Annotated in this window: 14 protein-coding genes; 1 reads left to right on the top strand and 13 read right to left on the bottom strand. The window is 30.3% G+C overall.

Going from position 1 to position 24,872, the window contains the following annotated elements:
- Window positions 1–2: 2 nt before the first annotated feature.
- The 5 genes from BM335_RS06985 to BM335_RS06965 all read right to left on the bottom strand — a co-directional run bounded on the left by BM335_RS06985 (window position 3) and on the right by BM335_RS06965 (window position 9,081).
- Window positions 3–1,985: an MGH1-like glycoside hydrolase domain-containing protein gene (locus tag BM335_RS06985; RefSeq protein ID WP_090224707.1), complete on the bottom strand. Its 1,983-nt coding sequence runs from the start codon at window positions 1,983–1,985 to the stop codon at window positions 3–5.
- A 162-nt stretch (window positions 1,986–2,147) separates the two neighbouring features.
- Window positions 2,148–3,695, bottom strand: coding sequence for a RagB/SusD family nutrient uptake outer membrane protein (locus tag BM335_RS06980; protein WP_090224704.1), 1,548 nt, complete (start codon window positions 3,693–3,695; stop codon window positions 2,148–2,150).
- Between the two features lie 21 nt (window positions 3,696–3,716).
- Entirely contained in the window at window positions 3,717–7,064 is a 3,348-nt protein-coding gene (locus BM335_RS06975; protein WP_245780628.1) for a SusC/RagA family TonB-linked outer membrane protein, read from the bottom strand.
- A gap of 201 nt (window positions 7,065–7,265) precedes the next feature.
- Window positions 7,266–8,450, bottom strand: a complete 1,185-nt coding sequence (locus tag BM335_RS06970) for a FecR family protein (protein WP_090224700.1) — start codon at window positions 8,448–8,450, stop codon at window positions 7,266–7,268.
- 76 nt (window positions 8,451–8,526) lie between these two features.
- Window positions 8,527–9,081 (bottom strand): RNA polymerase sigma-70 factor, encoded by a 555-nt coding sequence (locus tag BM335_RS06965; protein WP_090224698.1) that lies wholly within the window; start codon window positions 9,079–9,081, stop codon window positions 8,527–8,529.
- A 407-nt stretch (window positions 9,082–9,488) separates the two neighbouring features.
- Between BM335_RS06965 and BM335_RS06960 the strand changes: the two genes are divergently transcribed.
- Window positions 9,489–10,679, top strand: coding sequence for a serine hydrolase domain-containing protein (locus BM335_RS06960; RefSeq protein ID WP_090224695.1), 1,191 nt, complete (start codon window positions 9,489–9,491; stop codon window positions 10,677–10,679).
- A gap of 14 nt (window positions 10,680–10,693) precedes the next feature.
- Here BM335_RS06960 and BM335_RS06955 read toward each other — a convergent pair whose 3' ends face one another.
- The 8 genes from BM335_RS06955 to BM335_RS06920 all read right to left on the bottom strand — a co-directional run bounded on the left by BM335_RS06955 (window position 10,694) and on the right by BM335_RS06920 (window position 24,791).
- Window positions 10,694–12,466: a discoidin domain-containing protein gene (locus BM335_RS06955; RefSeq protein ID WP_090224693.1), complete on the bottom strand. Its 1,773-nt coding sequence runs from the start codon at window positions 12,464–12,466 to the stop codon at window positions 10,694–10,696.
- Between the two features lie 20 nt (window positions 12,467–12,486).
- The gene (gene bglX / locus BM335_RS06950) at window positions 12,487–14,796 is read right to left on the bottom strand and encodes a beta-glucosidase BglX (RefSeq protein WP_090224690.1); all 2,310 of its coding nucleotides are present in this window, start codon (window positions 14,794–14,796) and stop codon (window positions 12,487–12,489) included.
- A gap of 2 nt (window positions 14,797–14,798) precedes the next feature.
- Window positions 14,799–15,593, bottom strand: coding sequence for a carboxylesterase family protein (locus BM335_RS06945; RefSeq protein WP_090224687.1), 795 nt, complete (start codon window positions 15,591–15,593; stop codon window positions 14,799–14,801).
- Complete coding sequence (locus BM335_RS06940; RefSeq protein WP_090224685.1) at window positions 15,583–16,962, bottom strand: glucoamylase family protein; 1,380 nt, start codon at window positions 16,960–16,962, stop codon at window positions 15,583–15,585. The genes BM335_RS06945 and BM335_RS06940 overlap by 11 nt, the downstream gene beginning before the upstream one ends.
- Entirely contained in the window at window positions 16,955–18,331 is a 1,377-nt protein-coding gene (locus tag BM335_RS06935) for a glucoamylase family protein (RefSeq protein ID WP_090224683.1), read from the bottom strand. Before BM335_RS06935 ends, BM335_RS06940 begins: the two co-directional genes overlap by 8 nt.
- 108 nt (window positions 18,332–18,439) lie before the next feature.
- Window positions 18,440–20,191: a LamG domain-containing protein gene (locus tag BM335_RS06930; RefSeq protein WP_090224680.1), complete on the bottom strand. Its 1,752-nt coding sequence runs from the start codon at window positions 20,189–20,191 to the stop codon at window positions 18,440–18,442.
- Window positions 20,192–20,218: 27 nt separating this feature from the next.
- Window positions 20,219–21,754, bottom strand: coding sequence for a RagB/SusD family nutrient uptake outer membrane protein (locus BM335_RS06925; RefSeq protein ID WP_090224677.1), 1,536 nt, complete (start codon window positions 21,752–21,754; stop codon window positions 20,219–20,221).
- A 16-nt stretch (window positions 21,755–21,770) separates the two neighbouring features.
- Window positions 21,771–24,791: a SusC/RagA family TonB-linked outer membrane protein gene (locus BM335_RS06920; protein WP_090224675.1), complete on the bottom strand. Its 3,021-nt coding sequence runs from the start codon at window positions 24,789–24,791 to the stop codon at window positions 21,771–21,773.
- Window positions 24,792–24,872: the final 81 nt, after the last annotated feature.

Raw genomic sequence — 24,872 nt, 5'->3', positions numbered from 1 at the left:
TGTTAATCCGTTAAAAGCATAATAATGTGTGCGGCACTCCAGCTAAAATTTTCGGCATTTAAACCTTCACCTGTTACTGGGTGGTAATTTTCTCTAATAGATTTGCCCTTTCCTAAAATGCCTTCTGCACCATTTAAAATTTGAACAGTGACTTTGTCAGCTTCAACATTAAATCCATAATTTCGCAATCCCTTTACACCAAAATAAGCCTGGTCTAACCAATTTGGACCTCTCCAATAACCGTTTAACGGATCAAATTTTGAGTGATCTGCACTCATAGTTTGAAAAGGAACTTTGGTATAAAATTTTAAAGGATTCATCATTTTATTTTTTACAGCTTCTGCTTGCTCATGTGTCGCTGCATTTGCCCAAAGTGCTGTCCAGCCTTCACTTCCTTCTCCTTTAATAAATACTGTTCCTTCTAAATTAGTATCATAAAACCAACCATCTTTAGTGTCATAAAATTGTTGTTGAATGTTGGTTTTTAATAGGGCAGCTTCTTTTTTATAAGTTTTAGCATCTTCGGTTAAGTTTAATGCTTCAGCTAATAGTATTAAATATTTTTTTTCAGCATATAAATAAGCATTTAAATCAACACTTTCTTGATTTAAAGAATAGGCTCCATCTCCATTTTTTAATATTTTGGAATCATCAAAACGGATAGCATTGTCCATACCACTTTCCCATTTAGCTGCAATTAAAGAACCATCAGTTGAGCCGTATTCGCACAATCCATCTTTATCGTGATCTCTTTTGTTATACCACCAATTATGATATTTCTTTAATTTAGGATACATTTCTTTAACAAATTCCAAATCTTTATCTATTTCATAAATTTTTTCAACAGCCCAAGCCGAAAGAGGTGGTTTAGTATCTCTATAATTATGAGGTTCAATAGATGTGTTTCTATAAATACAGTCAACTATAAACCCATCTTCTTTTTGAAAATCAAAAAGTGCTCGCATTTGGTTTTTTGCTAAATTGGTATTGAAATATGACAATCCAACAGCATGTTTCCAAGAATCCCAAGACCAAAATCCGTGAAACCATTCATAATGATAACTAGGAAACAAACCTTCATATTTAAGTTCACCTGCTGCAATACGCCAATTATTTTGAAGTGTTACGAGTGATTTTGCTAAAACTTGTTGGTAAATGCTGTCCTTAAATTGAGACTTTAAATTATTTTTTAATGATAAAAATTGTGCTTCCTTTTCCAATTTTCTAATTGTTAAAACGGAATCAAAAGAAGTGGCTAAAAGTGATTCTTTCTCTTTTTCCCATGAATACTCTGTAAAAATAAAAGTTTGTGAAATGGTTATTTCTTTGACTTGATTTGGTTTTAACGAAATATTTTCTAATTCAGTACTATAAGTACTATCTGTGTTTTTAATTGATGTCCCTTTTGGAAATAGGAGATGACCTATTGCATTAGTTTTTGTTGATTTAATAATCACTTCGTTTTTTGATGAAGTAATTTCAATACCTTCAGCTAAAATTGGTTGATTTTTCCAATGAATTGATAGTTCAGCTTCTTTATTACTAATATTTGTAATCTCAGATTTTATAAGTGCTGTATGACCAGAACTAAAAACAAGTTGTTGTTTCAATTCTAAGCTATCACTTTTAAAAATTTGCTCTAAATGACTTGCATAACTATTCGTTTCAATAGATTTCCAATTAACATCTTTTAAAACTAATTGAGATAGATTTGCACTACTCCAAACTCCGTTTTGTTGTGTCATTAAAAATGGTCCAGAAAAACCACCAAAGTTAGAAATTGTATCAGGAAAACTGTATGCAAACCAAGCTCCTTGATCCGAAAACATAAGCATTTTTTTATCAAAAGCAGTTTTTGGAGTTCCGTTAAAATTTAAAACATTTGAAATTTGAGTTGTGTTATTAATTAAACCTGACTTTTCTATTTCAGTTTTACAACTAGTAAAAACTAAAACTATTGAAAGAAACGAAAGAATTGATTTCATTTAGTTATAATTTATATAATAAAAATATGAAGAATAAACTTAAAAAGTAGTTGATGTACTAAAAACATCAATAAGATAATTCAATAAAAAATTAATTTATGTATGTGAATATACGGAGCAATTTTATTGCTCCGTATATTAAACAAACCTTAAAACATTCTATTAATTAACATTAGAATTAGAATTTATTTCACTTAATGGAATTGGTAAATACGCATGTGCTGCAGCACTAAAATTGCTTCTTCCTGCCGCTTGCATAGCTTGATCTAACATTCCCCATCTTCTTAAATCAAAAAATCGAACAGATTCAAGTGTCAATTCCATGGTGCGCTCATGAATTATTTGTGCCTTAACTGCTTCTTTTGAAGTGACTGTTATTTGAGGCATAAAACCATGAACATTTCTAATATTATTTATTATTGGAATAGCCAATGGCGTATTTCCTGTTTCGTTTAATGCTTCGGCATACATTAATAAAACATCAGCATAGCGCATTAAAACAACATTTACACCTACGTATCCATTATTCCAAACATAATTTGGCAACCATTTTCTAAAATACGCATGATTTTCATAAATATCTCCATAAGTTGAATTCATCAAATTATCCCAAGTACTTCCTTGCATTTCATTTGTATTCGTATCATTATAAAAAGAATCTCTAAAATAAAGTGATCCATATAATCTATTATCGTATAAACCATTTGACGCAATCTTTCCTTCTTTTTTCATTTCATTGACAACAGCCATTGTTGCTTCAATACCACCCCAGCCACCAACTGACCAGTCTCCAACAAAGGCATGTAACCTTGTTGCATTCCATGATGTAGCATCTCCACTTTTAAATTGCAGTTCAAAGATAGATTCTTGGCTATTTTCATTTTCGCCATTAAATAAACTTGAAAAATTTGGTTCTAATCCATAACTTCCAACAGCACCCTCAACAACAGGTTTTAAGGCGATTACTGCATTTTGAAAATCATCATTTTCTGATGAAGTTGGATCACCAGCTTTATATAAATATGCTTTTCCTAAATAAGATAAAGCAGCTCCTTTAGTTGCTCTACCATAATTTTCAGGTGTATTTGTTGATGACAACATTTCTGCTGCATTACTAAAATCAGTTATTATGGCATCCCATGCCTCTGGCCTTGTAGATAATGGTTTATCTAAAGTTTCCTGGGTTATAATTTGATCTCTTATAATTATTTGTTCATATAGTGTTAATAATTTAAAATGGTAATAGGCTCTTAAAAATGTCGCCTCACCAATAATTTGCTTTTTATCAGCGTCAGATATTTGTTCTAAAGTCATTTCTCCTACTTTAGTAATTACCTGATTAGCAAAATTCAATCCTTTATAATTAGTCCCCCATAAAACATCAACAAACGTATGTCCATTAGTGTAATTAAAATTAAAAATTGACATCCAATGCGCATAATTAATTGCATCTGGTCCTGGAAGAGCATAATCTGATCTAAAATATTCTACCACTGGTCTTCCTTCTTGCCAACCATCCCAAAAATTACTTCTTGATTCTAATTCAGAATATGCAGCTGTTAAACCTGATTGGGCATCCTCTAAGTTTCTCCAAAAAGATAGTGAAGTCAATTGATCTGGAGATGTTTGTTCAATAAACTCATCATCATTACATGATGCTATAACAACTAATAAAATAGAAGCTATAAATATTTTATATATATTTTTCATTTTTATATTTTTAAGTTGTTTTTAAAATTTTAGTTGTAACCCAAATATTAACGATTTGTATTTTGGATATAACGTTCTATCAATACCTCTTGATAATATATCTCCCGCAACTTCTGGATCTAAACCACTGTAATTTGTAAACGTAAATAGATTTTGACCAGTTATGTAGACTCTAAATTTACTGATATCTAAACTTTCAACAACTTCTGAAGGAAGAGAATACCCAACTTGTATAGTTTTAACTCTTAAATAACCTCCATCTTCTAAAAATCTAGTAGATGCTCTATTATTTTGATTTGGATCTCCAAGAACGGCTCTTGGAATATTTGTATTCGTATTTTGTGGTGTCCAAGCATTTAAAGTTTCAGTTCTAAAATTTTTACCAACATCCATTCCTAACATTTCAAAACTGTTACCATTGTAAATTTTATTACCTCCAACTCCTTGAAAAAATATGCTAAAATCAAAATTGTTATAATCAGCTGATAGGTTTAAGCTATATTCAAATTTTGGTATTGCTGTACCTTGGTATGTTTCATCAGCCTCATTGATTTCTCCATCATGATTTTGATCAATGAATCTAATATCTCCAGGAGCTGCATCTGGCTGAGCTTCGTGAGCTTCGATTTCTACTTGATTTTGAAATATTCCATCAGCAACTGGTAAAAAGAAAGCGCCAGGTTCATAACCAACTTTTGTTTGATTTACAAAATGGTCAGAACCAAATTTTAGTCCATCCCCATATAAAACCTGATCTGATGTACTTAATTTAGTAACTTCACTATTTATAGTGGTAAACGTTGCAAATGCAGAATAATTAAAATTATTATAGTTATTAATAAAACCTAGTTCAAATTCAAAACCTTTATTTACAAATTCTCCAACGTTAACAATTGGGTTATTAATTCCTGCGGAAGGTGAAACAACTTTTGTAATAAGCAAATCTGAAGTTGTTGTATAATAATAATTTAAAGAACCTTTTAACTTGCTTTCTAATGAACTAAAATCCATCCCTATATTTGAAGATGTATTTGTTTCCCACTGTAAATCATCATTTTGTAAGTCTCTAGCTATACTTCCAATATAAGAAGTTTGTGGGTTTCCGAAAACATAACCACCATCATCTTGACTTTTACCTTGAGAAATAAGTGCAACATAATCATAATATCCTAGAGCACTATCATTACCTGCTTGTCCCCAGCTATATCTCAGTTTTAAAAATTCAAAAACATCTTGATTTTTCATAAAGTCTTCTTCCGTAATTTTCCAGCCTAAAGCAAATGAAGGAAAAACCCCATATTGATTATTTTTACCAAATTTAGAACTACCATCTCTACGAAGAGAAGCTTGCAATAAATATTTGCTATCAAAAGAATAGTTTACTCTACCAAATTGTGATACTAAACTATATTCTGCATTTGTTCCTCTTCCTGAATAAGTTCCATCACTAAAAGCATTTAAGGTTTTGAAATTTGAATCTAAAATAAGTGCTGGAACTTTAGTATCAACTATTTCTCCATTTACAATCTCACTTTCAATTTTATAACCTTCTGCTTGAACATATGCTTCTTTATAAGGTTCGGAAATTCTTTGATAACCTGCTAATAAATCAATTGAATGTTTATCAACATCAAACTTATAATTTAAAATGTATTCTTGATTAATCCGTCTGAATTCACTATTAAATTCTGAAATAAAAGCATATTCATTTTGTGGATTATCATCAATATCTCTTGATTTAAAAGGCTTATGAAAACTAAAACTGTTATTAGCCCTATTAGAAACTGAGAAATTTGCTTTGGCTGTTAAACCTTCTTTTAATTCATATCCAACACTTACATTCCCTAAAAAATATTTTAATTTAGAATATCCTTCAATAAAATGATCTTCTGCAATAGGATTTCTATGATCTGGAATATCTCCATCTCTATATCCATATCCAGACACCTTAGATTCATCAAAAACTGGAATTAACGGTGAAATAAAATAGGTTTCTCTAATTGAGAATTTATAAGCTTCTTGATACGTTTCACTATAATTTAAATTCGTATTAATAGTAAATTTTCCTTTGTTAATACCAATATTAGAAAATATTCCTTTTTTTGAAAATTGAGAACCAATTAACAATCCTTTTTCATCGGCAAAGTTTCCTCCAACACTATAATTAACATTATCAGTTGCTCCACTAGCTCTAACGGACATTAGACTTAATTGTCCACCTCTATGTGTTTGATCAATCCAATTTGTATTAACATTTGGTTGATTTTGAATATATTGAGGAAGGCTTACTCCTGCATTTTCATACATTTGTTTATGAACTTTAACATAGCCGTTAGCGTCTAACAGATTCATTCTATCTCTTGCTGTATTAATACTTACTGAAGATTCAAAATCAACAACTGGTTTTCCTTTTTTTCCTATTTTAGTTGTAATAATGATTACTCCATTTGCAGCTTTGGTCCCATAAATTGCACCTGATGCTGCATCTTTTAAAACTTCGATAGATTCTATATTTTTGGAATCTATAAAGTATGGGTCAGCTTGAATACCATCAACAATAAAGAGTGGTTGATTATTTCCAAAACTACCAATTCCTCTAATTAATATATCTGCAACTCCACCTGGAGCACCAGTTGAAGAGGTTACTGAAACACCTGAAACTTGACCTTGTAAAGCATCCATTGGGTTTGTGGTAACAACTTTTGTTAATTTTTCAGCTTTAACTTGACCAACAGCACCTGTTACATCGCTCTTTTTTTGCGTTCCGTAACCGACTACTACCACTTCATCTAAAGATGCAGAATCCTCAGTTAATTTAACATTGATTACTGTAGATGTTCCAACGGTCACTCTTTCAGTTTTCATTCCTATAAAAGAAAATTCAATAATATCTCCTTCTTTTGCTTCAAGAGTAAAATTTCCATCAAAATCGGTTCCAGTTCCTTTAACCGTACCAACAATTATAATATTAACACCAGGAAGTGGAGTGCCAAAAGCATCTGTAACTTTACCTTTAATTTCTATTTGTTGATTTTTTATTAAATTAATCTGATTTTTCTCTTTAATTTCTAGTGTTTTTTTTATAATAATTTGTTTGTCAAGTAATTCAAAAGAAACTGGCATATCTAAAAACATATTATTTAGAATGTTTTTTACTTTTTCCTTATCAACATTTACTGATACTATTTTGTTTATATCAATATCATTCCTATTAAATAGAAATTTAAAGTCGGTTTTAACCTCAATTTCATTTAAAACTTTTTCAATTGTTACATTTTGAAGGTTTAAAGTTATTTTGGTATTTTGAGCATAGTTGTTGGCTCCAATTTTAAATATGGAAATAATTAGTAAAAATGTTGTTAATTTCATTTTTAAATTAAATTTTAAGGAGAATAAGGTCATGCTCTTATTCTTAATAAGATTTTTCATACATTTGGTTTGTTTAGTGGTTAATAATAATTTAATTCACTTTATTTATTAGCGGGAGATGTTCGTAGCATCTTCCGTTTTTTTTATTTAAAGTGAATTGATTTAAAAATAGTTTCAATTCATATGGTTGTAATTATTTAATTAGTTAATATATATTTGATTATTTTCTATTTTGTATTCAATTTTATAACTTTTATTGAAAGAATTTAACACTTGCTCAATGGTTTCAATATCAAAAGTTGCGTCAAAATATTGTTCATTTAATTTAAGATTATTATTAGTTATAGTAACATTGTAATGTCTTTCCAATTTTTTAATAATATTTTTAAATTGGGTGTTTTTAAAGATTAGTTTTCCATCAACCCAGCCTGTATACATACTTACATCTACTTTATCAATAGCTGCTTTATTTTCAGCTTTATTCCATGAGGCTTTAAAACCAGGTTTTAATTCTATAGAAGTATTTTTATCATAGGATGTTTCTTTTTCAAAAACACTCACAGAACCTTCAACTAGTACAGTGTTAATTGAATTATCTTCAGGATATGAAGACATGTTGAATTCTGTTCCTAAAACTCTCACATTCATATTTTCACTATTTACAATAAATGGATGTTTTGCATCTTTTGCAACATCAAAATACGCTTCACCCTCTAACAAATAAACTTGTCTATTATTTCCTGCAATAAATTTTACCGGATACTTTAAAGTTGTTCCTGAGTTTAAGTAAATTTTTGTGCCGTCAGATAAAACAATTTGAAACTTTTTACCATTTGGGATAATAAGCTTATTATATTCCAAAATATCATGATTGCTTTTTTTATTATAGGTTAAAGAATTTCCTGCTTGTTCGGCTACAATTTGTCCAGATTTATTTGTTAATTTTTCAGTACCATCAGCACTAATAATTTTAATATCACCATTTTCAAGTTCAAGTTTAATACTCTCTTGAGCAATAATTAGTTGATTTTGAGTATTACTTGAAGGTTTGTTTTGATTAAATAAGAAATAGCTAACTCCTAAAAATGCAATAAACACAGCTACATATTTAAATGTTTTTTTAAATTTTATTAAAATTAAGCTAGGTGTTTTGTTAGGTTTATTTAAACGAGATTCAATTTTTTCCCAAGAGTTCTTAATATCAATTTTTTCAATAAAAGCGATTTCTCTTGTTTTTTTATAAAGTAGTAAATATTCCTCAAATATTTTTTTGTTTTCAGGTTTTTCATAAATCCATGATTTCAAAAGCATAAAATCATTATCACTTATTTCCTTCAATAAATAATCCTGAATCAGTTGTAAAAAGTTTATATTATTTTCTTGCATTTCAAACTCTCAATATTGTATATATTAATAGTATTGCATAATGCTAAAAATGGGTGAAAGAAATTTTAATTATTTTTTAAACTAAGAATAAAAGTATAATAATGTCTAAGGAATGTCTAAGCTGTTTTAAAGCTCTCGAGTAATGTGTTTTAATAGTATTTACTGAAACCCCAAGTTGTTCAGCAACTTCTTTGTATTTTAAATTTTCAATAACTATTGCCTTAAATACTTCTTTACATTTTTCAGGTAGAGCTTCAATTTCTTGGTATATTTTAATTTTTTCTTTTTCAATATTTTCAAAATCTATTATTTCATCTTCCATCAGTTGATTCAATTGATTTTCAATATCTTCAAATTGATACTTACCTTTATCTTTAATAAATAGTAATGTATTATTTTTTACAGATTTAAAAAGGTATGGTCCAATACTTCCATTTAATTTCATATATAATTTATCATTCCAAAACTTTACAAATAACTCTTGAACAATATCTTCTGCTTGACTAAATGAATCGCAATATTTTAATGAATATATACAAAGTGGTTTATAATATTGATCAAATAAAATTCTATAGCCAGAATAATCTTCTTTTTTTAATTTTTCTAGTATTTTAGAATCATTTAATCTCATATTTTTTTAAATTGATTAAAAAAGTTTGAATTTATTGCTAATGTAATTTTTTTTAAACAATTTCATAGCTATCAAAACAATAAATAATTTTAAGTAATAAAAAAGAAACATAGTAAAAATTGTAACATAAAAATGGTAGTGAAAACCTTTCTACACGCTTAACCAATGAAATGGTAGATTTTATTTAAAAGTACTAATGTTCTAGTTTTTTTGCATTCCTTTCTTTTTATACCTGTATGTTAAATGAAATTAAATAATTGAGATGAACAAAATAAGTTATTACAAATACATAAACATCTATAGTTATTTTAAAATCTAAAAAAATAAGTTAAATATATCGCAACCTTTTGAAATATTAATTTGGATGCTTAAATTGCGACCTTTAAATAAACCCCAATATTAAACTTTTGAAGATTTCTTATAAATATTTACCCCCAGTTTTAGTAATTACTTTGTCAATTTTTATACTCAGCGCAAGGTCTGGATCTTCCGAAAATAGTAAGAAGGTAATTAGTTCATCAGTCAAAGATACTGAGAAAGCTACATCAATTGTAATTGAGCATTATTCTAAAAATGAAAGTAAATATGTGAGTCTAAAATTAGATTCATTATTACAAAGAGTTCACAAAAGAAACGATTTTCATGGATCTTTATTGGTAGCTAAAAATGGTAAAATATTGTATGAAAACCAAATTGGTTACGCAAATTTCAATAGAAAAGAGCCTTTAAATGATGGCTTTACTTTTCAATTAGCATCTGTTAGTAAGCAATTTACGGCTGCGGCAATTATGTTGTTGTATGAGAGAAATCAAGTGCAGTTAAACGATTTGGTGAATAATTATTTTCCCAATTTTCCGTATGAAAATGTTACTATAAAAAATTTATTAAATCATACAGCCGGATTGCCAAAGTATTTTTGGGTGACAGATAATAAGTGGAAACAGCAAAAACCACCTACAAATAGTGAAATGATGCAGTTGTTAGATTCTGTAAATGTTCAAAGATTTTTTTCACCAGGTCAAAAATTTGATTATTCAAATACCGGATATTTTGTTTTAGCATCAATAGTTGAAAAAGTATCAGGTTTGAGTTTTGGAGATTTTATAAAGCAAAACATATTTGAGCCTCTTCAAATGAAAGATTCATTTGTTTATAGCTTTGAAATGGATAGTGTTAGAACAAACCAATTAGATGGATATAAATTAGTGAAAGGTTGGAAGCATTTTAGAATTAATAAATCTTTAAATGATGCAATTGTAGGTGATAAAAATGTATATTCTACTTGTGAAGATTTGTTAAAATGGACATTAGGATTAAATAATGGATTGATACTTTCTGAAGAATCTTTAAATTTAATGTATTCAAAAGGAGAAACTATTAATGGGAGAAAAATACCATATGGTTTTGGATTTAGAATTGATGAAAGAGATGAAAAAGCAATTTATCATCACGGAAATTGGAATGGATTTAGTACCTCTTTAACAAGATATCCTGAAGAAGATTTGGTTATAATAATTTTAGAACACACTAGCTATAAAGGTTTAACTGCTCTAAACAATTCAATTAAAAAAATTGTTACTAAAAACTTTAAGGCATAATTATAAATTTTATTTTACTCGCAAAAAACAACCTCAGATCTTACAGAAATGCCATTATTATTAAATGCCTCTATTTGAAAATAGTAAGCATCTGTTCTATCCATTCCAGTGAAAAAATAATCATTTTGTCCATAAACCATAATACTGCCATATAATTTATCGGCAGATTTACCAAAATAAATTACATAACCATCAGCATCGTTATTTTGTTGCCAACGAATCCATGAACTTCTTCTTTCACCATATTTTTTTGCAGATGCGCGTAGTACTATAAATTTTTCAACAGGTTTTGGTACTTCACCATTTCCTTTTCCAAACACTCTAAATCCACTAATGGCAAACTTACCAGTAGGCATAGTAATGTTTTCTAATTTTAAATAACGAGCTTTTATAGGTTTTTCTAATTCAATATAATCATGTGGAACATCAGTTGTATTTTTACTTTTATCAATTGCAATCTTCCATTTTTTATTATCATTTGAACTGTAAATTTTATATTGATGGAAAGTGCCAATTGTTTTCCCTAAAAATTCAACATCTTGATCGGCATAATTAATTTGAATAGCATTAATTGTTGAAATCTCCCCCAAATCTGTTTGTAACCATTCACCTTTATCTCCTGTTTCTGCACACCAATATGTTTTCATATTTTCATCTACAGCATAATTTGCCTGATAACCTCCTAAAGTTGAAGATACTTGTACTGGTTTATTATAGTTTAAAAGCATCCAACCTGAAAATAATCCTTCCATATGGTTAGCTTTTTCTTTAGATAAATAGGTTGGGTAATCTCCATATGCGGTATTGCAATATAACACATCATCTTTATCAAAACCTGCAGGCCAAATGCCAATTCTTCTTTCAAAATTATTTTTAACTCCTAAAATAATAGTCGAAACGTGCCACCATTCACCAAAATTATCTTGATATGTTGCACCATGACCAGCGCCTCTTGCAAATCCTCCAGGTTTATATGCAAATGGATTATGTGATTGATATGCAAATCCATCTAATGGGCTGTTACTAACATAAACACCATCTGCATAACCACTAAATTCCGTTGCAGGAGCACCATATTGTAGGTAATATTTATTGTTATATTTTGTAACCCAAGCACCTTCCATAAAAGGTTGTAAAAAAGAATTATCATTATATTCGCCAAAACGCTCCCATCCATGATCCTCAGGTTGTAAAGAAATTAAAGGTTTTACATAACCTTCAGATTGTAATGTTTTGGTATTAATTTCTGTACCTAATAGTGGAAATTGATTACTAGATCCCCAATATAAAAATAACTTATCTTTTTCTTGATCATATAAAAATCCTGGATCCCATGCGCCAACTTTTAATGAATCAACTGCAATTTCCCATTCATCTTTTGTTGGATTTTTGCTCTTCCAAATAGGAAAAGTTGGACCATGTGTAGAGCCAATTACATACATTTCATCCTTCATAACAAATACTGCTGGTGCACATAATTCATCGTAAACCTTATGTTGAGGTAATAAAAATTTTCTAGATACAAAATTCCAGTTAAGCATGTTGTTGCTCCACCAATAACCCCATTGATTTGTTGAAAATAAAAAATATTTTCCTTTAAAATTAACAATAACTGGATCGGCAGTAGCTCTGTGTTTACCTTGTTCTGAAAAATTTGGAATAGGGGTATAACCATAATCAATATTTATAGGGTTACAATATGTTTTTTGCTGAGCTTTTATTGAAGTTATTGAAATTAATATTGTAATAATCAATGTTATTTTAACAATCTTTATTTTGCGCACCATTAGTTGAGTTTATTAAATTATTAAAGAAGTTTAAAAGTAGATTTTAAATTTTCTGATGAATTTGTTCCTATAAAAACTTCAAAATCCCCAGGTTCAGCCTCAAAACTTAAATTGGAATTGTAGAATTTTAAATCTTCAATTGTAATTGTAAATGTTACTTTTTTAGTTTCGCCTTTTTTTAATTCTATTTTTTGAAATCCTTTTAATTCTTTAACAGGTCTAGTTACTGATCCTACTAAATCTCTGATATATAATTGCACAATTTCTTTACCATCATAATTACCAGTATTTGTTACATCAACAGAAGCTGTTATTGATTGATTTTCTGATAATTTATCAGAACTAAGTTTTATATTGTCATATTTAAAACTGGTATAACTTAAACCATAGCCAAAAGGGAATAGTGGTTCATTTCTTTCATCAATATAATTTGAAAGGAATTTCACAAATTTTCCTTCAGTATTATCTAATGGTCTACCAGTATTTTTGTAACTATAATAAATAGGAATTTGCCCTACACTACGCGGAAAAGTTGCAGTAATTTTACCTGATGGATTTACTGTTCCAAATAATACATCAGAAATTGCTAATCCAGCTTCACTTCCTGAAAACCAAGCATTTAATATTGCTGGAACTGAATTGTTTTCTTCAACTAATACTAAAGGTCTTCCAGTAAAAAGTACCAAAACCACAGGTTTACCAGTTTTTAATAAAGCGTTTAATAAATCTTTTTGAACTTGAGGAATATCAATATTCGTTCTACTACTACATTCGCCACTCATTTCTGCAGATTCACCCAAGGCTGCGACAATAACATCTGCTTTTGCTGCAATTTTTAATGCTTCAGCTTTCAATTCTTCATTTGTTCTACTCTCTTTTTTTAGAGCTTTACCATGCATTGTGGCAATTTTTTCAAATTCTTTGTCGTAGTCTAAATGGCTACCTCTTGCATAAAGAATAGATGCTTTATCACCTACAACTGTTTTAATTCCATCAAGAAAGGAAATAGATTCACTTTGTTTAGTGGCAACACTCCAAGTACCCGCCATATTTTCAGGAGTATCAGCTAATGGTCCAATTAAAGCTATAGTTCCTGATTTTTTTAAAGGTAAAATATTATTGTTGTTTTTTAACAATACCATTGATTCTGCGGCAACTTTTCTTGCAAAATCTCTATTTTCTTTGGTGTAAATTTCAGTTTTTGCTCTGTTTTGATCACAATATTTATAAGGATTATCAAATAACCCTAATTCATATTTGGCAATTAGTATTCTTTTAACTGCAGCATTTAATTGTTCTATAGAAATTTTACCTTCATCAATAGATTTTTGTATTGTAGTTAAAAAGCCTTCACCAACCATATCCATATCTGTACCTGCATTTAAGGCTAAAGCTGATACTGTTTGTAAATCACCCATCCCATGTTCAACCATTTCATTGATACCTGTATAATCGGTTACTACAAATCCGTTGAATTTCCAATCATCTCGTAACAAGTCAGTTAATAACCATTTGTTCCCAGTAGATGGTACGCCGTCAATTTCATTAAATGCTGCCATAACGGTTCCTACACCAGCATCAATAGCTGCTTTATATGGTGGAAGATATTCGTTGTACATTCTAATTTTACTCATATCAACAGTATTATAATCTCTACCAGCTTCAGATGCTCCATATAAAGCAAAATGTTTTACACAAGCCATTAAAGTATTATTTGCTTTCAAGTCGTCTCCTTGGTAGCCTTTAACCATTGCTTTTGCAATTTCACTACCTAAATATGGGTCTTCACCAGAGCCTTCAGAAACACGTCCCCAACGTGGATCTCTTGATATATCAACCATTGGAGAGAATGTCCAGTTTAGCCCGTCTGCACTCGCTTCAATTGCGGCCATTCTTGCTGTTTTTTCAATCATTTCCATATCCCAAGAGCAAGATAACCCTAATGGAATTGGAAATGTTGTTCTGTAACCATGAATTACATCCATACCAAAAAGAAGAGGAATTTTTAAGCGACTTTTCTCAACTGCAATTTTTTGAACTTCTCTAATTTTTTCTACAGATTTAATATTGAATAAACCGCCAACTTTTCCTTCTTCAATTTTTTTAGCAATATCTGAACTTTGTGCTTGACCTGTAGTGATATCGCCAGATGAAGGTAAATTTAATTGACCAATTTTTTCTTCAATTGTCATTAAATTTATTATAGAATCTGTCTTTGAGTTATAGGGATTAGAACTATTAGAGATAATTTTGTTATTTTTATTGCACGATGTTATTTGTAATAAAATAGTGCATACTAATACTGTATTTATAAATGTTGTTGTTTTCATTTTTATTTTTTAATTCTAGTGAATAACCAAGGTAAAAGGTTTGGTTCTGCAAAAGTTGAATCCCAACTATTGTGATTATCTTTGCCAAAAAGTGTAAAATTTGGCGTTCCGCCAGCAGCTAATATACTACTAACCATTTCAATTGATAATTGTGGGTTTACCACATCATCTTGTGCACCATGAAAAATCCATAACTCAGTATTTAAAGCATATTTTTTTGTGGTATTAGGATTTGCTCCTCCACATATTGGAATTGCTGCAGCAAAAGTTGTAGGTCTTCTAGATAAGATTTCAAAAGTTCCCATACCACCCATTGATAATCCCATAACGTAAATTTGATTTTTTTTAGCATATGGTTTTGTAAGTAATTCGTCTAATAAAAGCATTACTAATTTTAATGATTTGGTTGGTTCGCCACCATTCTGAAATTTAAATGAAATTGGTTTTACCGTTCTGTCTGCACTTAAATTAGCCCAATAATCATTTTTAGGACATTGAGGAAAAACAACTATTGCAGGATAATTTAATCTATTTTCTGGTGATGCGAAGAGCGAACTCCCATGGGTTAGTTGTGTATTGTTATCATTTCCTCTTTCACCAGCACCATGTAAGAATAAAACTAATGGGTATTGATTACTTTCCGAGAAATTTTCTGGATACATTATTCTATACAATAATGTGTCGCTTTTTACAATAAATTCTTTTTTTTCATACAATAAGTCATTGGTAGTTTGTGCTTTTGTACCAAAAGAAAAAATGAATAAAAAAATATAAAAGGGTGATAGTTTATAATTCATAATTAAAATTTAATTTTTGTAATCCTTTTTGAACATCTGTATTTTGCATAAATAATTTCCATAATAGTCCTGTTCTGTGATTTTCAATCATAATTATAATAGGCCCTTGATCTATTGCTAAATACGCATCAGCTACCCAATAATTGTAATGTGGACTAAAAGCATCATAAAAACCAGCAGGACCTAAAAGTTTTGATTTATTTTTATAAAAATAGCGCAATGCTTTCATAGACTCTGTTGGAGTATATGGCATTGAGCTTAATGAAGCGGTTGGTGAAATTATGCCTAAATCATTATTAGGTTTGTGTGCAGAGTACCCTATTGAACCATCGGTATTTCTGGAATAACTAGCTGTTAACCCCCAACAATCAGCACTATAATCTTTATAGTTTAGTGGGTTTTGTACACAATAATTGTAATTTATTTTTGAGTGATTGGTGTTAACATTCCAATAATTTACATATTCATCGGAAAGTCCTTTTGGGTTTAATCCTAAATAAGAATAATGCGCCCAAAATAGAGGTCCTCCAAACTCCGTTGAGCCTGCATGATTTACCAAAAGAGGTAAATTGTATTTTATATTGCCTGATTTAATGCCTCCATTGGAAGCCCAGCCATTTGAGTAGACTTCTTTAGAAATAGAAAAATTTGGGGATGCTGCGGCTAATACATAAGTAATTAAAACTTCATTATAGCCTTTTAATTGTAAGTTTTTTGCAAATCCAAAATTTGGACTCCAATGCCAATACAATGTTTTTTGATTTTGTGTATACCAATTCCATTCTACAGCTTTCCATAAAGTTTCAATTTTGTTAGCTAAAGCTTTTTCATTAGTGTTGCCATTTCTAAAATATTCTTGTGAACAAATTAAGCCTTGTACTAAAAATGAGGTTTCAACTAAATCACCACCATCATCTTGTGAACTAAATGGAATTGCAGTACCATTAATCCCATCAATCCAATGTGACCAAGCTCCGTGAAAACGGTCTGCTGTTTCTAAAAAAGAAACAATTTTAAGAATTCTATTATAACCTTCGTCTCTTGAAATAAATCCCCTTTCAATTCCTACTAAAATAGCCATTAGCCCAAATCCTGTCCCCCCAGTTGTAATTACATTTTGATTTAAACTTGGGTTGGTTGGATGGTATCTTTCTTTTGCCGCACCAGAATTTGATTCAGCAAAATTCCAAAAGTATTTAAAAGTTTCTTTTTGGGTTAGGTTTAATAATTCTTCATCGCTTAATGTGGGCTCGGTATCAGTTTCATCAATTCCATCTGGAAAATCAATTGGTGTGTAGGTGTAATCATCACTACCACAAGAAAGCAGCGTTAAAAGAACCGTGAAAAAGAAAAATTTAAATTTATTCATTACTATTCAAATTATATTTAGTACTGGAGAATCCTAGTTTATTTAAACCAATTTTTACATCGGTATTTTGCATAAATAAATTCCAAATAAGTCCTGTTCTGTAGTTTTCAATCATTACAGGAATTGGACCCTGATCAATTGCTAAATATCTTGGTAAAAACCATTTATGTTCAATACTAAAGGCATCATAGGGACCATATTTGCCAATTAAGCTATCTGCGTCTTGATATAAATATTTCAACATTTTCATACTTTCTTCTGGAGTGTATGGAAAAGATGATAGAGCTGCAGTTGGAGCTATAACTCCTAAATCTTTACCAGGCCTATGTCCTGCATATCCTTTCATTGAATAGCTTGAGGTTAATCCCCAGAGATTTTCTCCATATCCAAGATGTTTTTCAGGGTTATCAATAGCATATTTATAATGAATTTTTGCTTGGTTTTGGGTTAACTTCCAATAATCGGCATATTGATCAGATAATCCTTGAGGATTTAAGCCTAAGTAGGAATAATGTGCCCAAAATAAAGGACCAATTTTGTCATTGTCATGTTCAAAATAATTTAGTATTAAATCTTCACCGTAATATTTTTCATTTGAAACAATTTTACCATTTAATGCCCATCCTTTTTCATAAACGTCTTTTGTTATAGGGTATGTTGGTGATGCTGCTGCAAGAATATACATAATTAAACACTCATTATATCCGCCAACAGGAAAGTTCATGTCCCATTCATTAGTTGGAGACCAATGCCAATAAAGCACATTTTCACCATTTTTTGTATACCAGTTCCATTCAACCTCTCTCCATAATTTATCAATTTTAGTAACTAATTCTTTTTCTTGTTTATTACCATCTTTATAGTATTCTGAAACAGTTAATAAACCTTGTACTAAAAAAGCAGTTTCAACTAAGTCTCCACCAGTGTCTTTTTTACTAAAGGGTTTAATTTTTCCTGTTTCACCATTTAACCAATGTGGCCAAGCACCATGAAATCGATCTGCTTTTTCTAGAAAATTTGTAATTTTTACAAATCTATTAAATGCTTCTTCTCTAGTAATAAAACCTCTTTTAATACCAACCAAAATTGCCATTAATCCAAATCCTGTTCCTCCTGTGGTTACAATATTTTTGTCGTTTGAAGGATAGATATTATCCATATGAATTCGTTCAGAACTCATACCTGAATTTGGTTCGGCACCTTCCCAAAAATAATTGAATGTTTGTTGTTGAACAAGTGTTAGAAGGTCTTCATCTTGTAAAGAAATGTTTGTTTTTTTATTACTTGTTTTATTGAAGTTACAACTAGTACTAATACATACAATTAGTAAAGTTGTAATTAATACAAGTATTTTTTTTGTTACATTCATAACTGTTTCTTATTTGATAATTATGGTTGCACTCAATTAAGAGTGCAACCAATAATTATAAAACTCAATTTATTATTTAACTATGAAATTTTAATTATTTAAAACAAATTACTCATTCATTATAGTTTGTATTTCTTGTGTTGTAAGTACTTTATTGAATAAGTGTAATTCATCCATTTTACTACTGTCAGATTTATGATTCCAATAACTAAAGGTTTCTCCTCCTGCACCTATAGTTAGGGTTTGACAATCAGTCCAGTCAACGCCTCCTGTATATGTAGCTGCTAATTTTTCAACACCATTAAAGTATATTATGCTTTTTGTTAGTGAAACGGTAAACGCAATATGAACCCATTCTCCATCAGCTACGTTAATTACACCACCATCATTCCAACTTTCATCTGCTCCAATTCCTACATTTAATTTAATTCTTTGTTCAGTTGCGCTACCTTCTCTAAATAATCTAAAACCTTGTTTGCGATTTTCAGGAATATTATTTCCAACAACTAAAATGCCTGCTCTATCTGGAGAGGCATTTACTTTATACCAAAAAGCACCACTAAATTCTGAACCAAAAACTCCATTAATAGGAAAAGTTATTGCTGAGTCAGTATTTCCAACAAAAGAACTTCCGCCTAAAACATTATCTGTAGAAAAACTAGGTGTTCCTACAACGGTTGGTTCTATTCCGCTAACTAATTCAGTATTAATGTCATCAAAAGGCATATAAAAAGTTTCTCCGTCATATTTTGGAGTGTATGAGAATGTTGCACCAGTTTCACCTGTAATAATATTTTGGATTTCAGTTTGTGATAAAGCTTTATTAAATATTCTTAATTCGTCCATAAAACTTAAATCAGATTTATGATTCCATCCTGAAAATCTTGGTGCGCCAGACATTATTGAAAGTACATCACAACCTGTCCAATCTATTCCGGTAATTGTACTTTGTTTTACTAATTGCCCATCAATATAAACTGTTGCGCTTGAGCCTGAAATAGTAAATGCCATACTTACCCATTTATCAATTGTAGGATCAACATCAGCTGCTATACCGCCATCAATCCATGTGTCAGCTGTTCCATTACCAACATTTAGTTTAAAACGTTGTTTTCCTCCGGCATTCTCTCTAAAAAATCTAAATCCATTTTTTCTATTATTTTGGGCAGTTGGATTGGCAGTGTCTTCAGGACCCATTACTAATATTCCTGCACGATCTGGAATTGCATTTATTTTTACCCAAAAGACAGCGCTTAATTCATTGTTTTTAAATTGATCAGTTGGGAATGTTAAGTATGAATCTGTGGCGCCAGCATAAGCATTTAATCCTTTTAAACTTTGTCCGGCAAAACTAGGTGATCCAACTACTGTAGCTCCTTTTAAGCTAACTAAATCTAAATAATCACCATCAAAAGGCATATAAAATATTTCACCATCATATTTAACTGTATATGGTGATACTTTCATGAAATTAATAGTTTTAGTGGTTGTTTTGCCTTCAAGATCTGTAGCAACAATTTTTAAAATGTGATCTCCATTTGTTACATTATTAAATGGTAATTCATTTACAGATCTTCTGTAATCTTTAAAATTTGAGTACGTCATTATTTCAGTATCATCCACTGTAACAACTATATTTCCAATTTCTATATCATCAATAACCTCAAATTTAATATTGATAGATGTAACAATATCTAATACTTGTATTTTAGTACCTTCTAAAGGATAGGTTACTTTAATAACAGGAGCTGTTTCATCGGCTCCTGGATCTACCTGGGTAATTGAGTCTATACCATCATTACATGAAATTGTAAAAACAATTGCAAGTATTCCAAGACATATATTTTTTAATATTTTCATTTTGTTTAAGTTTTTTAAATAATAAAATTATTCATTACTTCGTAAGATTGGTAACTTATCTACTTGTGTTTGAGGATAAGGAAGAAATTTTTTATCTTCAGAAAAAGCTCTACCATCATAATTTAGTTCATTATAGTTTTCAAGACGAATCATATCATAATAACGAGTTCCCCATTCCATTGCTAATTCTGCAAATTTTTCATTCATTACTTGAGCATTTGTAACCCCTGATAAACTGTTTAGTCCAGCTCTTAATCTTACTTCATTTACAGCTTGATCAGCGGTCATTCCAGTTCCAGTTGCTCCTTGAGTAATTGCTTCAGCGTGCATTAACAATACTTCAGCATATCTAATACAAGTTAAGTTTTTATTGGTTCCGTAGTCTTTTCTTCCAGGTGTAAGTTGGTTTGATGGTAAATAGTGTTTACCACTTGCAAATAGTGCTCTGGCGTAATCATTAATTACGTCTCCATCTCTTGTTGTGTTAGTAATCCAACTTGGTATAGTTGCATATGCTGGATCTGATTTTATTGCTTCAATTCCTCTATTTGTAAATAATACGCTTGTTTCTAGTCTTATGGTTTCGTTTCTGCTAAGCATAAATTTGATGTATTTTAAACTAGGCTCGTAAAATCCCCAACCACTATTAGAGCCTGCTACATTTGGAGTCCATCCTTGTGGACCAAAGAAAGCAAATAAATAACTTTGTGTACTTCCGGCTCCTTGTCCAAAATCAGAATATTGTAGTTCTAATAGGTTTTCATTATTAAGTTTTCCATCTAATTTAAATAGTTCATAAAAATCTGGTTCTAAATTAAATTTACCTGAGCTTATTATCTTGGATGTAGCATCAGCAACACCTTGATAATTTTTTAGTTCTAAATTTGCTAAAGCTTTTATAGCTAGTGCAGTATATTTAGTAACGCCACCTCTAATATCAGTTCTTTGGTTTGGTCGAATATCTGGTAAGGATGTGATTGCTTCTTCCATTTGATTTGAAATGTGTTGCATAACTTCATCTTTAGTTGATAAACTAGCAACTAATAAATCTGATGGATCTGAACTAGTTGTGATAAAAATATCTCCCCAAACTCTTGATAATTGGAATAATAAAAAGGCACGTAGTGTTTTTACTTCAGCAATGTATTGGTTTGCTAAAGTTGCATCACCACCATTTTCTTTATATAATTCAATTTGCTCTATAGCTGAGTGCATTTTTATAATATCTCCATAATAATTTTGCCAAAGAGAATTGTACATCCAATAATCTTTATTATAGTTGTATTTATCGGCTTCAGAAAAATCTTGTTGATCTCCCAAACCTCCTGCATTTACATCATCTCCTCTTACTGAAATAAGTGGAAATTCTTCCCATCCTCTTGACTGAAATTCAGCGTAAGCACCAATTAATGGTAAAATCATATCAGTAGAATTTGTATAGTCTGTTTCTTCGGTAAATGATCTGTTTTCAGGTAACTCATCTAACTTGTTATTACAAGCTGTAAAAAACAACAGTGCAACAAATATAAAAGTGAGTTTCTTTAAAGTATTAATATATTTCATAATGTTATTTTTTCAATTAAATTTTAATATTTACACCTAATGTATAAACTGCTGGTATTGGATAGGTTTGGGTGTCAATTCCGTTTGCTACTTCAGGATTAAATCCATTGTATTTAAAGAATGTAAATGGTCTTTCTGCAGTTAAGGATAGTCTTATATCTGGTATTTTTGTACCTACAAATTGACTTCCTTGTTTAAAATTATATGCAATTTGTATGTTTTGAATTCTAAAAAATGATCCATCTTCTACAAAGTAGTCACTCATTTTTTGATTCCAACCTTTTCTTAATCCTGCTGATGATGGATATGAGTTGGAAGTTCCTTCACCATGCCAACGATTAATTGCTAAATCTGCATCTAAATTCCCATCTGAAGTCCAAATTAATTCACCACGCTTTCTATTTAAAATTTTGTTACCAGTTTGACCCATCATACTTGTTGAAAACTCGAAATTTTTGTAGTTAATTCCAATGTTTAAACCATACATAAATGAAGGTAAATAAGAACCTAAAATAACGCGGTCACTATCGTCAATTAAATCATCATTGTTTTGATCTTTGTAGATTAAATCTCCAGGAACCAACCCGTTTGCTACTGCAACAGGGTCTGCTTGTATTTGAGCTTCATTTTGATAAACACCTATTACTTCTCTACCATAAAAAGCTAATAGAGGTTCACCAACATAAGACCTTTGTCTAAATTCTGCAGAGCCACCATCAATATATTCTTGTCCATAAAGGTCTAATACTTCATTTTTAAGTGTTGAAATATTTGTGCTAACATTGTAACTTAAATTATCAGAAATTTGATTATTCCAACTTAATGCTAATTCAAAACCAGCGTTTCTAATTGAACCCACACTTTTGTTTACACTGCCTGGAATTAAAGGAAATCCAACAGGAATTACAGCTTCTTTAGTATCTCTAATAAAATAATCAGCATCTAATGTTAGTTTGTTGTTAAAAAAACGAGAAGTAATACCAATGTTAGTTTCTTCAGTTAGTTCCCATTTTAGTGATGAAAATGTACTTGAGGCTACAGTTCCAGATACTAACACATCATCAATAGCTGTATCAACAATACTTGTTGTATTAGCCCCATCACTTGCAGGTACGTTACTATTTCCTAATTGGCCCCAACTTGCACGTAGTTTTAAATAATCTGTAAAATTATTTTCTTTCATAAAGTTTTCTTCAGAAAGCACCCATCCTGCACCAATTGTAGGGAAGTATCCCCATTTTTCTTGATATTTTGATGAACCGTCGGCTCTTAATGTACCATATAATAAATATTTATCATTAAAATTGTAAGATACTCTTCCAAAATATGAAAGACCATATTGTCTACTTCCTCCATCACTTACACTTGCTATATTAATTGTTCCAGCTTGGCTAATGTACCAGGCAACTTCTTGGTCTATAGAAGGGATATCTTCTCCTCTTGCTGTTAGCATATTCCATGCATCATCTCTAAATGATGAACCCAACATTACCGTTAAGTTATGATTTCCAAATTTATCATTATATGTAAGTACATTATCCCAAATTTGGTTTGAAAATGTTTCAGATCTTTTTGTTACTGCTGAAATTGAACGTTGAAAACCATTAGTAATATAGTAAGGTAAATCTACACTTCTAGCATCAAGTGAAGCGAAACTATGATTATAAGTAGTTTTAAATGATAATTTTTTAGGAATTAAATCAAATTCCATATAAAAATTTGCAAGTATTTTTCTGGTTTTATCTCTATTGTTGTTATATGTTAATGCAGGGAATGGATTTTGTCCACTTCTATAACCAATACTTTGGGCACTAGAGTAATTTATTGGCCAAGCATCGGTATTAGCGTCATCATAAATTGGTATAATTGGGACTGCAAAATATGCTTGATTCCAAGCTGCGGATTCTTCATTAAATTTAGTAGCATTACTTAAAATCATATTACCACCAATGGTTAGCCAATCGGTTGCTTTAAAATCTAGTTTTGATCGTAAGTTAAATCTTTCGTATTGATTTTTCATATCTAAAATACCCTCTTGTTCAAAATAGTTTAAACCAATTGAATAGGATGCTTTATCACTACCGCCAGTTACTCCAATACTATGGTTTTGGATTGTTGCGGGTCTTAAAATTTCTTTATACCAATCTGTATTTACATCAGGTACATTTGGGTTTATTCTACTTCTTCCATAACGTTGCATAGCATTGGCAATAAAACTAATATCTGCAGCTGAACCAGATTCTAATGCCATTGTAGTAAATTGTTCTGCATTTGCCATTTTTAATACATTTTGTGCAACTTGATACCCAGAATAACCATCATACACAACCTCGGTTACTTTATTATAACCGCCAGATTTTGTTTCAATAAGTACTACACCGTTTGCCGCTTTTACACCATAAATTGCTGATGCAGAAGCATCTTTTAAAACAGAAATAGAAGTAATGTCTGATGGATTTAAGAAATCAATATTATCAAAAAACATTCCATCAACTACATATAAAGGGGCAGAACTTCCTGCTCCTGGAAAAGAACCAATACCTCTAACTCTAATTGTTGGGCTATCACCTGGTCCTCCACTGCTTACTATTTGGAGCCCTGGCACTTTTCCTTGTAATGCTTGCATTGCAGTTCCTGTTGGTGTTTTTGCAATTTCTTCAGCTTTAATTGTGGTTATTGAAGATGTTAAATCTTTAACATTCATTTTACCGTAACCAACAACTACAACTTCATCAAGTGTTTGTGCGTCTTCTTTAAGTGTAATATTAATTTCACTTTGTCCATTCACATTTTGTTCAATAGTAAAATATCCTAAGTAGCTAATTACTAGGGTAGCAGATTTAGAAATATTTTCTAAAGTAAATTTTCCATCAAAATCGGTTTGCACACCAATTGTTGAATTTTTTACTATAACAGAAGCTCCTGGAAGTGGAATTCCATTTTGATCACTTACTGTACCCGATACTTTTAATTGTTGGGCAAAAATTGTAGAACAATAAAAAAGTAGAAGGAGTAAAAATGTTATTTTGTTCTTCATTGTATAAAGTTTTAAATTTAGTTAGGGTAAAGTTATTTTTTAATTTGTTTGAAGTATATAATGAAGACACTTCTTAACTAC

It is taken from the genome of Lutibacter maritimus, assembly GCF_900116115.1.
Classification (GTDB): domain Bacteria; phylum Bacteroidota; class Bacteroidia; order Flavobacteriales; family Flavobacteriaceae; genus Lutibacter; species Lutibacter maritimus.
Note: the sequence above shows the minus strand (reverse complement) of the source record. Positions and strands in the feature narration are given on the sequence as shown.

Coding starts and splice junctions, on each gene's coding strand:
- BM335_RS06985 (WP_090224707.1), bottom strand. CDS start 1,985: ATGAAATCAATTCTTTCGTTTCTTTCAATAGTTTTAGTTTTTACTAGT.
- BM335_RS06980 (WP_090224704.1), bottom strand. CDS start 3,695: ATGAAAAATATATATAAAATATTTATAGCTTCTATTTTATTAGTTGTT.
- BM335_RS06975 (WP_245780628.1), bottom strand. CDS start 7,064: ATGAAATTAACAACATTTTTACTAATTATTTCCATATTTAAAATTGGA.
- BM335_RS06970 (WP_090224700.1), bottom strand. CDS start 8,450: ATGCAAGAAAATAATATAAACTTTTTACAACTGATTCAGGATTATTTA.
- BM335_RS06965 (WP_090224698.1), bottom strand. CDS start 9,081: ATGAGATTAAATGATTCTAAAATACTAGAAAAATTAAAAAAAGAAGAT.
- BM335_RS06955 (WP_090224693.1), bottom strand. CDS start 12,466: ATGGTGCGCAAAATAAAGATTGTTAAAATAACATTGATTATTACAATA.
- bglX (WP_090224690.1), bottom strand. CDS start 14,796: ATGAAAACAACAACATTTATAAATACAGTATTAGTATGCACTATTTTA.
- BM335_RS06945 (WP_090224687.1), bottom strand. CDS start 15,593: ATGAATTATAAACTATCACCCTTTTATATTTTTTTATTCATTTTTTCT.
- BM335_RS06940 (WP_090224685.1), bottom strand. CDS start 16,962: ATGAATAAATTTAAATTTTTCTTTTTCACGGTTCTTTTAACGCTGCTT.
- BM335_RS06935 (WP_090224683.1), bottom strand. CDS start 18,331: ATGAATGTAACAAAAAAAATACTTGTATTAATTACAACTTTACTAATT.
- BM335_RS06930 (WP_090224680.1), bottom strand. CDS start 20,191: ATGAAAATATTAAAAAATATATGTCTTGGAATACTTGCAATTGTTTTT.
- BM335_RS06925 (WP_090224677.1), bottom strand. CDS start 21,754: ATGAAATATATTAATACTTTAAAGAAACTCACTTTTATATTTGTTGCA.
- BM335_RS06920 (WP_090224675.1), bottom strand. CDS start 24,791: ATGAAGAACAAAATAACATTTTTACTCCTTCTACTTTTTTATTGTTCT.